The organism is Leptospira koniambonensis (genome assembly GCF_004769555.1).
Taxonomy (GTDB): domain Bacteria; phylum Spirochaetota; class Leptospiria; order Leptospirales; family Leptospiraceae; genus Leptospira_B; species Leptospira_B koniambonensis.
This window is the reverse complement of the sequence record NZ_RQFY01000006.1, coordinates 336,037-349,853: the sequence shown is the minus strand read 5'-3', so window position 1 is coordinate 349,853 and position 13,817 is coordinate 336,037. Positions and strand designations below refer to the sequence as shown.

Sequence of the window (13,817 nt, the reverse complement as noted above, 5' to 3'; positions counted from 1 at the left end):
AGTTGTTTACCCCTTTTTTAGTACGAAGAACAATGTCGCCACAAGTCCCAAGAGACTTGCAGGGGTAACTTGTGCTTCGACTTTAATTACGTAAAGTTCCAGCCGAACCGGTTCTTGTAAGAGGTAGACGGAGAGGATATGGACCCCAAAAACGTTGTCGACGATTACTCCGACTACGGCTCCGGCCAAGGTTCCTAATAAGATGGCTAATGCGATTTTAGACGCTTTTCCGCCGTCCATAGGTCGTTTCGGGCTGGCAGATACCAATTTTTCAGGTCGGACCGAAGGGTCAATCCTTATTAGGAAGGATCATTTCGCAGTTGCCTTCGAAGATCACTCCATCCGCGATTTGCAGCTTTGCAGTCTTGATGTTTCCGTTTACTTTTCCGCTCGGAAGCATTTCTAACCTTTGGGTAGCAATTACATTGCCTGTGATCTCTCCACCAACGATTACAGTCCCAGCTTTAATATTAGCTCTGACCTTTGCTCCTTCGCTGACTAACAGAAATCCTTCGGATTCTATTTCTCCCTGGAATTCACCTGAGATTTCCAAGGGTTTTTTGAAGTTTAGAATACCTGAGAAATTCGTGCCTCTTCCTAAAACAGTGGAGATAGTCCCGAATTCGGTTACAGTGCGGCTTGGTTTAGATGCGGTTGCGGCTTTTTTTGACATGATACCAGATTTATTTCGTTTTCATCTCGAAAACCCCATCCCAATCTTCAGGAGGAGGATTCGCGATAAATGCTTCGCAGCGTCCTATATATTTTTTAGAAGGCCCGTCGTTCGGAGTGATCTCAACTGCTTTTTTGAATAGTTCCCAAGCTTCCTTGAACTTTCTATTCTTATACAGTGCGAGACCTTCGTCGTACAATTTAAGAGTTTGTTTAAAAGACTCGGTTACCATGGACGCTCACTCCTTATAGAGAACGACAACTGCAGTGGAATAATTTTCCGCATGGCTGATGGATACGGAAACACCGCTATAGCCTTTCTCGAGGAACAATTCTTTCGATTTTCCGTGAAGTACCAATTCTTTTTTTCCAAAATCTTTCCCGAAAAGTTCGATTTCTCTCATATCAAGAATCACCTTGTTTCCGGGCTCTATCGCCTTGATGAATGCTTCCTTTACACAGAATCTTCCGCTAAGATGAGGAACTGGATCTTTTCTGCCTGAGCAATAAGCGATCTCTGTTTCGGAAAATACTCTTTTCAGAAATCTTTCTCCATGTTTATCGAGTAAGTCTCTGATCCTGGAATTTTCTACTATATCATTCCCTATGGTGATCTTCATTCTTCCTCAGGCTCCGGTAGAGGTTCTTCCGAACCCGGATCCGAGTTTCCATCTCCCCCATCTTCACTTCCAGTTCCACCTGATCCAATGTCCGGACGGACTCTGTACAGGATGGAAATTCGATCTGGGAAAACTCCCTGGATATCTACGGATTTTAAACTAGGCGCTTTTTCCAAACGGACTTTTGCGACCACAGGCTTACCATCCGGTGAGATCTTTTTAGTTTTGGGATCATATTTATGAGAACATACTACACTTGCATTCAGACCTTTAATGATCTGGATACTTCTCAAAGGAGTTTTGGATTGCAGTTTTACGGATACTTCCTGCTCTGAAAATTCTGCCTCCAGATTTTTATCCAGGTTCTGGCATTTTACAGGAACACCTAAAACTATACTTTCTCCAGGAGTGGAAGAATCAGCTACGATATTCACTGTTACTGAAACTTCTTTAATATTATCTCTATATCTCAAACCCGCAGGAAGATCTGGGACCTTAAATTTCTGAGTGAATGTTTTGGTTTTATCTTTCAGAGAGATAGATGGTAAATTAACGATCCGCCCAACTTTATCGAATTCAGAAGGATTTCCTACAACTACTAGACTGGTAGGAGAAACAAAATGAGAAGATTTAATATAATCCTTAGGAGGATCTCCTGCAAGCTTAGGCTCAATTATTAGAGTTCTACTTACATTTGATTCAACAATGATCTTAACTTTTTCTTTTCCAGGAATTTTAGAAATTCTTAAACCTGGAGTTGTTCCACCAAATCGGACCACATTTACAGAATTTTCCCCAGGATGAAGATCCGCAGGAGAAATATACGCCTTTAAGGAAGGAGTATAGAAGTTCACGTAGTCGCGGACACCTTCTACCTTAACTGGAAAAGTAGTGTCAGATCCTTTTGCAATGATAAGTCCACCACTTAACTTAGGGTATTCTATTTTGATATTTACTTCTCTAACTAGAATTTTAGAATTTTGTAAATTGATATAGAATAGCGTGGCTAAAATAATAGAGCCAAGTTTTGCCTGCCAGTTATTCAGAAGCGCCTTAATCATGAGACTCCCCTAGTTCTTCCGATTCAAACTTTTTGTCTGAGTTCGGATTTCCGGGTCCTGCTTTTTTCTCGTGGAGGATTGTATTCAAAAGATTTTTTAATTCGATCGGCTTTACTGGATGGATCATTTCTCCATCATGACAGACTGAAATTTCTCCAGTCTCTTCTGACGTTACTACAATAACTGCATCAGATTCTTCTGCAATTCCGAGTGCAGCTCTATGTCTTGCACCCATACGAGCATCATCCAAATTTTGCGCCATTGGTAAGAATGCACCGGCACATGCGATACGGTTTTGTTCTATGATAACAGCTCCATCATGAAGCGCAGTATTCTTTTTGAATATTGTAAGAAGAAGGCTTGTTGAAAGAATTGCATCCAACTGAACCGCTTGCTCTGCGATATCTTTCAGACTATGCTCTCGGACGATCGCGATGAGTGATCCGGTTTTGTTTTTAGCCATGATCTTGGATGCTTCTACAATCTCGTCCAGGTCGGTGGCAGTTTTTAGAAGGAAAGGTCGGAATAATCTAAGCCTCGCCATATCACCCGTGATCTTACGAAGTTCCGGCTGAAGTAAAACTATGATCGCAAACACAAGAGCTGGGCGAATATTATCTATGATCCAATCCAAAAGTTCAAAATTCAAAGTTTGGGCAAAAATACCAAGTACCCAAATTAGTCCGATCCCCAAAAGAAGCTGAACCCCTCTTGTTCTACGGATGGTAGAATAGAATTGATAGATTAAAAAACTAACGATCAGAATATCCAGGATCATTACGATCCCGAACTTATCACTTTGGAATAAACTGATGTTTTTTAAAAAATCCATTCCAGGAACCTTATAACCCTAATACGGAAAACATATCGTAGAGGCCTTTTTCTCTTCCGACCAAAAATTCAGCAGCTTTTACTGAACCAACTGCGAATGTTTTTCTGTCCTGTGCCTTATGGGAAATTTCCACTCTTTCCTCTGGAGTGAAAAAATAGACAGTATGGTCTCCAATCACTTCTCCCGCTCTGAGAGTATGGATCGCTATTTCTTTAGGATCTCTTTCAGGAAGAATTCCATGGCGTCCATGTACAATATTTGACTCTGTTCTAGAAAGAGTCTCCAAAAGGATTGCTTTTAGTTTTTCTGCAGTTCCGGAAGGAGCATCTTTCTTATGACGATGATGAATATCTTGGATCTCGATATCTGCCAGATCTCCCATCACTTTTGCGGCGATCTCAGTCAGTTTAAAAAGAAGATTCACCCCGATGGACATATTAGGAGAATACACGATCGGAATATTTTTAGAAGTTTCTTTTAATAATTCTTTATGAGTTTCCACAAGACCGGTTGTTCCAACCACAACAGGTTTTTTGAATTCCTTGCAGGTAGATAGAACATCGGACAAAACTTCTCTAATAGAAAAATCGATTACAGTATCCGATTCAGAAATGGATTTAGAAAGATCGTCCGAAAACAAAATTTCATTTGCCCTAAGCCCGGAATGTAAACCGGAATCCAAACCTAAATAAACGGAACCCTTACTTACTACCGCAGCTGAAAGTTCAGAAACTTTAGATTGGGAAAGGACTTGTATAATAGCCTTCCCCATTCTTCCAGAAGCACCAATGACTGCGACACGATTCTTGCGGGCCAAATCGAATTCCTTATTTATAACCTTTTGCGAGTAGTTCGGAAACCGTTTTTTTCAAACGATCCGCTCCAGGACCAGCACTTAGAGAAGTCATAGGAAGACGGATCTCACCAGAACAGAATCCATGCCAACTCATCACTGCTTTGATCGGGATTGGATTCGTTTCTATAAATGCTAATGCGAATAATTCTATAAAATCATAATGGATCTTTTGCGCAGATATAATATCCCCTTTCTGAAAGGACTCCACTAATTTCACGAGACTTTCCGGAAATAGATTTGAGATCACAGACACCACACCTTTTCCACCTAAGGAAAGAAGAGGAAGAGTCAGGTTATCATCTCCAGAAAGAACAGTCATCTTGTCTCCAACAAGAGAGATCAACTTTGACATTTGTCCTAGATCTCCAGTGGCTTCTTTCATAGATCTGATCTTTGGATGTTCAGAAAGACGAAGAACAGTTTCCGGTAATAAATTTACGGAAGTTCTACCTGGAATATTATATAACATCACAGGAACAGAAGAATGATCCGCGATCTCTTTGAAATGAAGATATAATCCTTCTTGGGTTGGCTTATTATAATACGGATTCACTTGGAGTATCCCGTCTACTCCGTCCTTGCAGGCTGCTTCAGTCAGTTCCACAGCCTCTCTAGTAGAGTTAGAACCAGTACCAGCCACTACCAAAATCCGCTTTTTGACATGTTTCACAGTTTCGCGGATCAGTTCCGCGTGTTCTTCATGAGAAAGAGTAGGAGATTCGCCAGTGGTACCGCATGGCACCACTCCGCTTACCCTTGCTTGGATCTGTTTGTCCAAAAGAGAAAAATAGGAGTCATAGTCTATTTTTCCGTTCCGGAACGGGGTAATAATGGCAGTAAATACGCCTTGAAACATAATATATAAATTCCTGATCCCTGGGCGATTTGGCAACCTCTTTACTAAAAGGCAGATTGTAGGAATTCCCACGCAGAGTCGCAAAGACGCAGAGGATGTTTGGGGACTGTTATTTTGAATTCTTTTCCTTGCGTAGTTTGGTCTTTCGATTTTGTAAAATTTCTAAATTTTCACGCAAAGGCGCTAAGAAAAGAAGATTTGGGGATTAGTTAAACAAAAGAATCTTTTTAACTTCGCGGCTTAGCGTGAGAAAATCGAAAATCCGGCAAAATCAGAATACTGGCTACGCAAGAAGTAAGTTACAAATTTACTCAACTCAAACTCTCTGCGTCTCTAATAATGCTTTCGAACCTGGTCCATTCTCCAGCTGAGATAGATCAATACTCCCATTTCCAAAAAACCGGACCAAACAAATGTGGAAGGAATTCCAATCCGATCCGAAAAAAATCCGGATAAAATTCCGGAGAATGCAGGTACCAAAAGAAAGACCAGGCTATAAAGAGAAAGTATCCTTCCCCTGATATGATTTTCAGTATTTTGTTGGATCCCTGCTGGGATCAGAGTGATGATCACACCTGTCATGAACCCAAAGACGAAAAAACAAATGCCAGTGAGTACTAAACTTTCTGCGAGGAAAGGAATAAGTGAAAATAGGAAACAGCTGAAGAGTGCCGTTCCAAAAAGTATATGCCCCTTCTTCTTTAAACCATGAAGCAGAAAGGTAACTCCTCCTCCGATCACAAGCCCAACTCCCAAAGCAGAAAGTAAGGCACCTCTCCCTCCTTCTCCTAATCCCAAAATTTCTTTTGCATATTTAGGAAGAAGCACTTGGACTGGACCGACTAACAAAACCACTGCACCCATTAGCAATAGGAACTGAGAAACCAAAGGAGAATTTTTTAAATAGGCAACCAACTCAGAGATACCAGGTCCGGAAGAAGTCTGGCTTCTTTCCCTCATCTGCACCGGGATCAATATCAAAAAGAAAACACTCAAAACATAAGCAGAACCAATACTCATAAACACATATTTAAAGGAAAAAAATTCCTTAAAATATCCAGCCACTAAAGGAGCAAGACCATATCCAAAAAGAACAAGAGTATTTAACCAAACACTATGTTTTCCTATTTTAGAATGTTCTAATAGATCTCCTAGTATCGCAAATCTTCCTGGCATCACAAAAGATAATCCAATACCAGAAAGAACTGAGGATACAAGAAGAAGATAAGGTTTTCCGGGAGAGATCCATTCCAAATGTAATGCTATAGCTGCGAATCCGGAACCGCAGGCCATTGAGATTTGTGCCCCTGCAAGAAGCCATTTTCTAGAATATTTATCCAGCAATCTTCCCGCTGTGAAACTTAAAAACAAAAGAGGAAAACATACGAAGAAAAATACCCAACCCGAGAAAGTATCAGAATTAGAAATACTTTGGGAAAGAATTATGGCGGTATAATTGAACATATTTCCCGCGAGCAAACCAAGGATAGATGATAGATAATAAAAAAGAATCACGGGAAGAAGATTGAGAAAGATCAGCGAGGCAGGCAAGCGTAATTCCATACCGGAGGCGCAAAGTCGCAGAGAGGCGAATCACGCGAAGCCGCAAAGTTCAAAAGATTTTTAATGTAATCTAAGGAGAATCTTTTCCCCTTCGCGTCTTGGCGTGAGATAAAAATTGTTCAAATATCAGACTCCTGTTTGTTATCGTAAGGATGAAGTTATGCAAAATAGCTGCCTTAATTTTGGTCTTAGGATTTTCCTCTTGTAAGGAAGATAAAAAGGACGATCTGACTTCGTTTTTATTTCCTATATTCCCAAACTTAGATACTAACTTCGGAACAAACTTGGCCCAAGTTAGTTTTGATACTTTCAATTTAGATAATGCGATAACTACTTCTTGCGATTCAGATAATTCATCAGGCCAAGGGATTGTTGTAGATCTTTCTTCCGTATTTTCCTCAGGCTATTATATTAAAATTGATATTGTTCCAAGTACCTCTCCTTTTCTATTTCCGGAAAATGGAAACTTGGATCTACACTTAGGTTCAGAACATAGACCCACTGATCCTCCTACCTGTACCTTGACTAGGACCTCAAACTCATTCCTAAAATACGCTGCTTCTCTTTCTAATAATTGCGAAGTGATGAATCATACATTCACTCGTTTAGAAATAGACTGCATTCCGAATTAGTCCCTTCAGGGACAAACGAACACTGTTTAAAGTCACTATATGTGACACAAACACTCATTCGAGGGATCAAAATAGTATATTACAAAAATTTAATTTTAAATCAAACATTAATCCTTAACAGTGTTCAGTGAAAGGCCACTCATTGTAATATTACGAATGTTCAATATAGGCAAAACTATTTTATAAGCAAAATATAATTGGACATTGACTTCGAAATTCCCGCTTTCATACTTTGGCTCGAAGAGAATATAGAAATCTACTTCAATAGAGAGTGGAGTTAATTTAAAAATGAACATTCGAAACTTTTGGAAAATCCTAAGCGGGACTTTCCTAATCTTGGGAGCTTCGACGATTTCGGCACAAAGCCAAACGCAAATGTTTTCCAGACCCGGAGTAATTGGTGACTCCTTAAGCCAGGGTTTTTATGGCGCAACTGTAGAAGAAAAAACTCAGAACTGGGCTTATCCGGTTTTAGTTTCTAAACAAGCTGGTTCAAACGTTTCTTATAACGTATTAAAAGGACCATACTTAAATTTCGAAGACGTGCTTAAAGGTGATTGTGGGGTATTCTGCATCGCTGCTTCCATCATTGGTGGAAACGGATCAACTGTTGGACTTCCAACACATGCAGGGATCACTGGCGCGGATTATACTACAGTTCTTCAAACTTCAGGTCAGTGCGAGAATATCAATGCAACTACTTGGGCCAAACAATGGTATTGGGAAACTTGGTATTGGTATACTTATCGTTGGATACAAGTTCCAGATTGCCAATCTCCGGATAAATTCCATCAATTCGGTTTGAGAAGTTCCGGAACCCAAATGCAAGTAATGCAAGCAGTTAAGCCTAGTTTCTTATTCGGAACTGCAGCTGCGAACCATGTTCTTTGTACTGCATTGAGCACTTCTACAGATTGTTTAGACCAAGCAAGATTTTTGAGAGATATCCGTTCTACCATGTCCAAAATGGCTGCTATCGGATCTATCAAAGGTGGAGTTCTATTCACTGTTCCAAATGTAACTTCTATCGCGTTTTTGGAAAACTATAACGATCCTCAAGGAAGAGTAAACTATTCTGGTTTGAAAGCATTCTTCCGTTCTTCAGTTTCAGATCCTTCTCAAGTTTTAGATAAGAATGAAGTAGCTACAATCACCAACTTCTTAACTTCTATAAACAATGAAGTGAAGGCTCAGGCTGTGGCCATGGGATTTGCATTAGCAGATCTTAAAGTTCTTTTTGACGATTTAAAAGAGAATGGCCGTTTGATCAAAAGTCCTTCCGGATACAGCCCAGGTTATGCAAAAGCGAACTGGCCTCTTCCTGGCCAACCTGGTATTTTTGGCTTGGACGGAGTGCATCCGAATATGTATGGTCATTCGGTTTTTGCAAACGAGCTAATCAAAGCGATCAATTCCAAATACGGTTATTCTATTCCGCAAGTGAGCGAATACACCGCTTGGTACTACGATTCTTTAAATCGTAACCCGGTTGACTTGAAAAAATTCCTGACAGACACTTTGTTCGGTCAGTTTATTTCTTGGGTCATCGGAATTTTCGTTTAATAGTTCAAAAACATTTCCCGCTCGTATAGGGCGGGAAATAGTTTAAATTCAAACCTTTCAAATTTCCTTTATCATAATGCAATTTTTACGTTCTTATTGGCCCTGGATCTCAGGCGCAGCTATTCTTATTATTTGTATTCTATTTATATTTTGGCCGGAAAGAAAAACCAATTCTCCCAGCTTAGGAGAAGAGGCTTCCGAAATTGCAAATCGCAAATATGGTAGCAGCGGCAGCTTGGAATTTCCGGATGCCCCTCACCCTTTTGAAGAAGATCCAGATTTAGAAGGTCCTGCTAAAAGACTTTGGCCTGCAGCCTTTAGAGAAAAGAAATCAGAAGAAGAAAGAGAAAAGATCCGGGAAGAATGGATCGATTTTGCAGCAAGATACCCTCGTAATATTTATATTCCAAGTGAATTCCGTCCCGGGCTCACATCTGAAGATGAAAAGAAGGCTAGAGAACAATTAGATAAGGTAACTTCAGCTGAATCTAAATTTGCTTTATCAAGAAACGAAGGTAGATATGCGCAACCTGGATCGGCCCCTACTCGTCCAACCGATCCGAATGTAACTCCGGATGAACAGAAAGCTTACTTCTCTTATAAAATATCTGAATTAGAATCCAGAATACAGTTAGTCCAATACGCAATCCAACAAGGCAGAATGGATTCTTCTCAAATTCCTCAGGCAAATTCTGATATTGCTTCTTGGCAAAAGGAATTATTACAGTTAAGGCAAGTTTACGAATCGGTGCCTAGATAATATTTATGAAGTTTAGGGTATATTCTATTTTTATGATGCTATTTTTATTCAGCAGATCTGCAATAGGTGCCGTTTTAGTTTTCGGTTTGACTTATGGATGTTTTGGACCTCCTCGGCCAGATCTTTTACCCGAGGTCCATGAAGAAGAAGTCCCAAGCTTAGAACAAGTAGCTTCAGATCTAAAAAGCCAGAATCCAAGAACAAGAGCCCAAGCTATTTTAGAATTAGCTTCCAGAAACGAAAAAAAGTTCATACCTATCGCAAGAGAATGGATGAGATCTTCGGAAGAAATTACAAAAGGCCCAGCAATCTTAGCTTTAGGGATCTGGAAAGATAGATCTTCCCTTCCTGAAATTTTAAACTTTTTAGATCCTAAATCGGGAATTGATATAGCTACAGTCTTGGAATCCATTGCAAGAATGGAAGATCCACAGGCAGGAAACCGTGTAGCAAGCATACTAAACCAAGAAGATGCAAATATTCGATTATTAGCCGTGGATACTTTGGTCCGGATCAATGCAAGACAATCGGGAGGTATTATTTTAGCTTCTGCAAAATCAAATAAAGATCCAGAAAAGGCCAAAACATTTGCAATGGCATTAGGAAAATTGAATATTCCTGAAGCGGAAGATTATCTGATAGATCTGTCTTCTCATTCTGAGCCTGGCCCAACTTTGGCAGCCACTTACTTGGCTCTTGGAAAGATCAGAAGTAAAAAATCTATTCCACTTTTGGTAAAAGCTATACAGTCTGATTTTGATAAGGGAAGAGAAAATTCTTCCATTGCTTTGATAGATATCAAAGATCCTAAAATTTTACCTTTGGCTCTTCCTATCTTAGAGAACCAAGATAAGGAGATCCGATACAGGGCAGCAGATGTTCTAATTGGAGTGACCAATCCTGGATTTTCACTCAGTATTTTAGAAGTTTTGGTAAAAGGTAAATCTTTAGCAAAGGCTCCTGCGGCCCATGTTTTAGGTCGTATCAAATTTTCAAAAGCAAGAGAAGAGATAGAAAAAACATTATTAGATCCTAATATTCCAGACAGAGAGATCATTGCTCAATCCTTAGGATATTTAGGTGATAAAAAAAGTATCCCAGTACTTGTTAAAGTATTAAAGGAAGATCAGACTGAAGCAAAATACGGAGCAGTTTGGGCATTAGGTGCAATAGGCTCAGAAGAAGGTCTTCCATACGTGGAAGAAGCTTGCAAATCTAAAGACCAAAAATTAGCAAAGATCGCTTCTGAAAGTTTAGGAATGATCGCGTCTCCTAAATCTCTTTCTCTCTTAGATAAAAAAACAGAAGATTTTCCTGATTTGGCCCCTATCACTCTCGCTGCAATTACTTCAATTCCAGGAGAGGAATCCCGTAAAATTTTGGAGAAATATGCGGAAAGCGAGAATATCAATCTTCATCAGGTTGCGGTCTCTCAATTAGGAGCGAAAAAAGATCCGGCAAGTGTGCCAGTTTTAATTCGATTATTACAAGAAGACTCAAGATCTAGAAACAGAAAGCTGCTGATTTCCGCATTAAAATCTGTTACCGGATTAAAGTTCGCCTCCAAGAATGAATGGATCAATTGGTATATCCTAAACTTTTCTAAAAAACATCCGTAAGTTTTAAAAGAATTGGATGATTAGGATCTATCACTTGCGCTCTCTCTGCAAATTTTCTGGCTTCTTCCGATTGGTTTAAGTTTTTATAAACATCTGCCAAGTTGATCAGATTATTCAGATAATTTTTATCTAAAGAATATGCGATTTTTCCAAAATATTCTGCCTTTTGGAAATCCTTATTCAATTTACTGGAATAAGAAGCGTAATATTGAGATTCCAATCTATTTGGATTTAAATTCGCTGCTCTTTCAAAATATCTCGCTGCGGAAGAAAAATCCTTAAGTTTCAGATAGGATTTTCCAAGTATAATAAAGAATTCTTCCCTATCAGAAAAAATTGTTTTGTATTCATTCAGATAATCCACAAGAGAGGAATAAGATTTTTTCTTGTAGAGTGTTTTTGCCTGTTCCAATACTTCATTCAAAGAAGTTTCATTTTTTAATACTGGATCTACAAGATATTCTAATTTTAAAAGAGTGAAATCGTCAGTCAATTCTCCGAATTGAATAGTTTTTTCATATATCTGCTTTAGATCTCCTCTCGATTCTTCTACAGTTCTTAAAAATTTTGTTTCGTCTTCGTTTACGATCCTTCCTCTTTCATCGCTCCCAATCAAAACATCGTCCTTACCGTCCGATCCTAATATTAGTATATCATACTTTTTTAATTTGAAAAATTTGACGAAAAAGTTCTCCTCATTACCAGGAATTCCTATCTTACGAAGAGTGAGCTCATTTTCTAAAAATCCAGCCGATCCGTCTCTATACAGCACAGGCCAAGGATGTTCCGCATTGATATAATATAGACCTCCAGTTCTCTCATTCAATAAGCCGATCACTACCGAAATATACATTGATCCATCAAAAGATTCAAAAATACCTTGGAGTTCTAAAAACGATTCTTTAAGCCAAGATTCAGGAGCTTTAGAGTATCCTCCGTTACGATTGGTCCTGGTTAATAATGATTGGAAAACTGTCCCCATCACAAGTGCTCCACCCGCACCCTGAATAGATTTCCCCATCGCATCTCCATTTACGAATACTGTATATTTTTCCCCTTGGATGGAAATATTTCCAGAGATGCTTATATCTCCACCGATCTCATAATGTTTCTCTTTGAACAAAATTGCTTTTTTTTGTTTGGAAAAGAAATCTATCTTCAAAAAAGGACTGGCGGTATTATTCGTAAATAAAGGACGAATCAATAAAGAAGTTAGAAAATAATCTCCATCTTGTTGTGTCTTCAGTTTACTTACATACGCCAAAGATTCATTTAACTCCTGAGTCCTTTCTTCTACCTTCTGCTCCAGATGTTCATTCAATTCTTCTACTTGCTCATTCAATCTCACAAATTTATTAGCAAGAATAGTCGCTATACTGATAATAAAGAAGAAGAATGCATAACCTACGGTTCTAGGAAAAACAAATAGGTTCCGATTGGACATTGTATCCAGAACAGTAGACAAAGCCACAATGGAAACTCCAATCAAGATTAGTAAAGCATCTCGGTCTTTTGTTCTGATCTTACGGATCAAATAATAAGAGATCAGGATCAAATAAGCCGCCCAGCCCAACTGCACAGCGGAACTATTTAACATATTGTATAAAATTACATTATTCGAAACTATATAGAAGAGTATAAAAACTCCGTAAATTGCATCCAACCCATTGATAAATTTTCCTCTTGGAAATTTAAAATAAGATCGGATAAAATTTGCAAATATTGGAATAAGGGAAGTCAGAATAATATATTCTGTTTTCTTCATATATAAGAATGGAATTCCAAGCTCATATTTAAGCTGATTTCTTAGAAATTGGTAAATCACCAGAAATATTGTAAACAGTCCGAAATACAAGTTCTCGGTATCTGCCCGTCTTCTCATGAATAAAAATAAAAAATATCCTCCTACCGTAAGATAGATCATCAGTAGAGCAACTTTAGTATATTCCGTCCTATAATAATCCCCTTGGATGAGTCGAGTATCCCCGATCTCTGTTCTGTCTTGCTCTATCCCTGCTTCCGGATGAAAATATTTCTGCACTTCTAAGATTAGTATATTCTCTTTTCCAGCTCGGATAAGACCAGGAGCAATAGAGTATATTCTAATTTTATCATATGCTTGTGGTTCCGAAGAATTCATGTCCCCGGTTTCTCCAATCAACTTTCCATTCAGATAGGTTTTATCCTTATCTGTTAGAGTACCTAAACGAACAGAAACTCCCGCTGCCTTCCAAGTTTCAGGAGCTATAAATTTTTTGATTATATAAACCTTTCGTATTGATTCTTTGGAAACCCTATATACACCTGGAGCATTGTATGGACTTGTTTTAATTCCGGGATCTTCTCCACTTAAATAAGAAAAGGAAAATTGTTTTGGGTCCAGGGGTTCTTCTGTAATTTCCCAAGTATGAGAGTCTGAAGAATTTAAGCTGGTAATCAAATCAAAGGATCCGATTTTTTGGATCTCTTCCGAGAAAAGTAAGTTTGGAAAAATTAAAATAGATATGATGACGATTGCGGAACGAATCTGCATCGGGTATTCCTTGGATTGAAAATTTGATTTCAAATCTACATGTTCTTATATCCAATAAGATCAAAACCGACCTTAGGCTTAACGAAGCAGGATTAAAGAACGATGTTCGGGATTTTCGGATGCGAGCTTTTTATTTTTCAACTTGCGAACGTTAGCTTAAGAGTCCGATTTTAAACAATTCTCACAAGTAAATTTTTGAAAGATAGATTACAACTGTGTGTCTTAGTAATTGTTACGCCCGAAAAAATCC

General features: G+C 38.7%; 14 protein-coding genes. 4 read left to right on the top strand and 10 right to left on the bottom strand.

Annotated features, from left to right (window positions below; all coding sequences use genetic code 11):
- Window positions 1–6 precede the first annotated feature (6 nt).
- From EHQ52_RS15080 to EHQ52_RS15040, 9 genes are all read right to left on the bottom strand, one after another.
- Window positions 7–267, bottom strand: a complete 261-nt coding sequence (locus tag EHQ52_RS15080) for a hypothetical protein (RefSeq protein ID WP_208653514.1) — start codon at window positions 265–267, stop codon at window positions 7–9.
- 22 nt (window positions 268–289) lie between these two features.
- Entirely contained in the window at window positions 290–673 is a 384-nt protein-coding gene (locus tag EHQ52_RS15075) for a bactofilin family protein (protein ID WP_135616004.1), read from the bottom strand.
- Window positions 674–683: 10 nt separating this feature from the next.
- On the bottom strand, window positions 684–905 hold the full coding sequence (locus tag EHQ52_RS15070) for a tetratricopeptide repeat protein (protein ID WP_008592471.1): 222 nt from the start codon (window positions 903–905) through the stop codon (window positions 684–686).
- 6 nt (window positions 906–911) lie between these two features.
- Window positions 912–1,292, bottom strand: a complete 381-nt coding sequence (acpS, locus tag EHQ52_RS15065) for a holo-ACP synthase (protein WP_135616003.1) — start codon at window positions 1,290–1,292, stop codon at window positions 912–914.
- Window positions 1,289–2,353 (bottom strand): YbbR-like domain-containing protein, encoded by a 1,065-nt coding sequence (locus tag EHQ52_RS15060; RefSeq protein ID WP_135616002.1) that lies wholly within the window; start codon window positions 2,351–2,353, stop codon window positions 1,289–1,291. The genes acpS and EHQ52_RS15060 overlap by 4 nt, the downstream gene beginning before the upstream one ends.
- Entirely contained in the window at window positions 2,346–3,185 is an 840-nt protein-coding gene (gene cdaA, locus EHQ52_RS15055; RefSeq protein ID WP_135616001.1) for a diadenylate cyclase CdaA, read from the bottom strand. Before cdaA ends, EHQ52_RS15060 begins: the two co-directional genes overlap by 8 nt.
- A gap of 10 nt (window positions 3,186–3,195) precedes the next feature.
- A complete protein-coding gene (gene dapB, locus EHQ52_RS15050; RefSeq protein ID WP_135616000.1) occupies window positions 3,196–4,002 on the bottom strand; it encodes a 4-hydroxy-tetrahydrodipicolinate reductase in 807 nt (268 codons plus the stop codon).
- 10 nt (window positions 4,003–4,012) lie between these two features.
- Entirely contained in the window at window positions 4,013–4,897 is an 885-nt protein-coding gene (gene dapA / locus EHQ52_RS15045) for a 4-hydroxy-tetrahydrodipicolinate synthase (RefSeq protein WP_135615999.1), read from the bottom strand.
- A gap of 333 nt (window positions 4,898–5,230) precedes the next feature.
- The gene (locus tag EHQ52_RS15040) at window positions 5,231–6,412 is read right to left on the bottom strand and encodes an MFS transporter (RefSeq protein WP_135616051.1); all 1,182 of its coding nucleotides are present in this window, start codon (window positions 6,410–6,412) and stop codon (window positions 5,231–5,233) included.
- A gap of 200 nt (window positions 6,413–6,612) precedes the next feature.
- Here EHQ52_RS15040 and EHQ52_RS15035 point away from each other — a divergent pair, with 200 nt between their 5' ends.
- The 4 genes from EHQ52_RS15035 (at window position 6,613) to EHQ52_RS15020 (ending at window position 11,034) form a co-directional block, all read left to right on the top strand.
- A complete protein-coding gene (locus tag EHQ52_RS15035) occupies window positions 6,613–7,092 on the top strand; it encodes a hypothetical protein (protein ID WP_135615998.1) in 480 nt (159 codons plus the stop codon).
- A gap of 288 nt (window positions 7,093–7,380) precedes the next feature.
- Entirely contained in the window at window positions 7,381–8,655 is a 1,275-nt protein-coding gene (locus tag EHQ52_RS15030; protein WP_135615997.1) for a hypothetical protein, read from the top strand.
- 76 nt (window positions 8,656–8,731) lie between these two features.
- The gene (locus tag EHQ52_RS15025) at window positions 8,732–9,415 is read left to right on the top strand and encodes a hypothetical protein (RefSeq protein WP_135615996.1); all 684 of its coding nucleotides are present in this window, start codon (window positions 8,732–8,734) and stop codon (window positions 9,413–9,415) included.
- Between the two features lie 35 nt (window positions 9,416–9,450).
- Window positions 9,451–11,034 carry a HEAT repeat domain-containing protein gene (locus EHQ52_RS15020; protein WP_425269400.1) on the top strand — a complete coding sequence of 528 codons (1,584 nt, stop codon included), beginning with the start codon at window positions 9,451–9,453 and terminating at the stop codon, window positions 11,032–11,034.
- Here the strand turns inward: EHQ52_RS15020 and EHQ52_RS15015 are convergent.
- Window positions 11,018–13,567 carry a SpoIIE family protein phosphatase gene (locus tag EHQ52_RS15015; RefSeq protein ID WP_135615994.1) on the bottom strand — a complete coding sequence of 850 codons (2,550 nt, stop codon included), beginning with the start codon at window positions 13,565–13,567 and terminating at the stop codon, window positions 11,018–11,020. The genes EHQ52_RS15020 and EHQ52_RS15015 overlap by 17 nt on opposite strands.
- Between the last annotated feature and the right edge of the window lie 250 nt (window positions 13,568–13,817).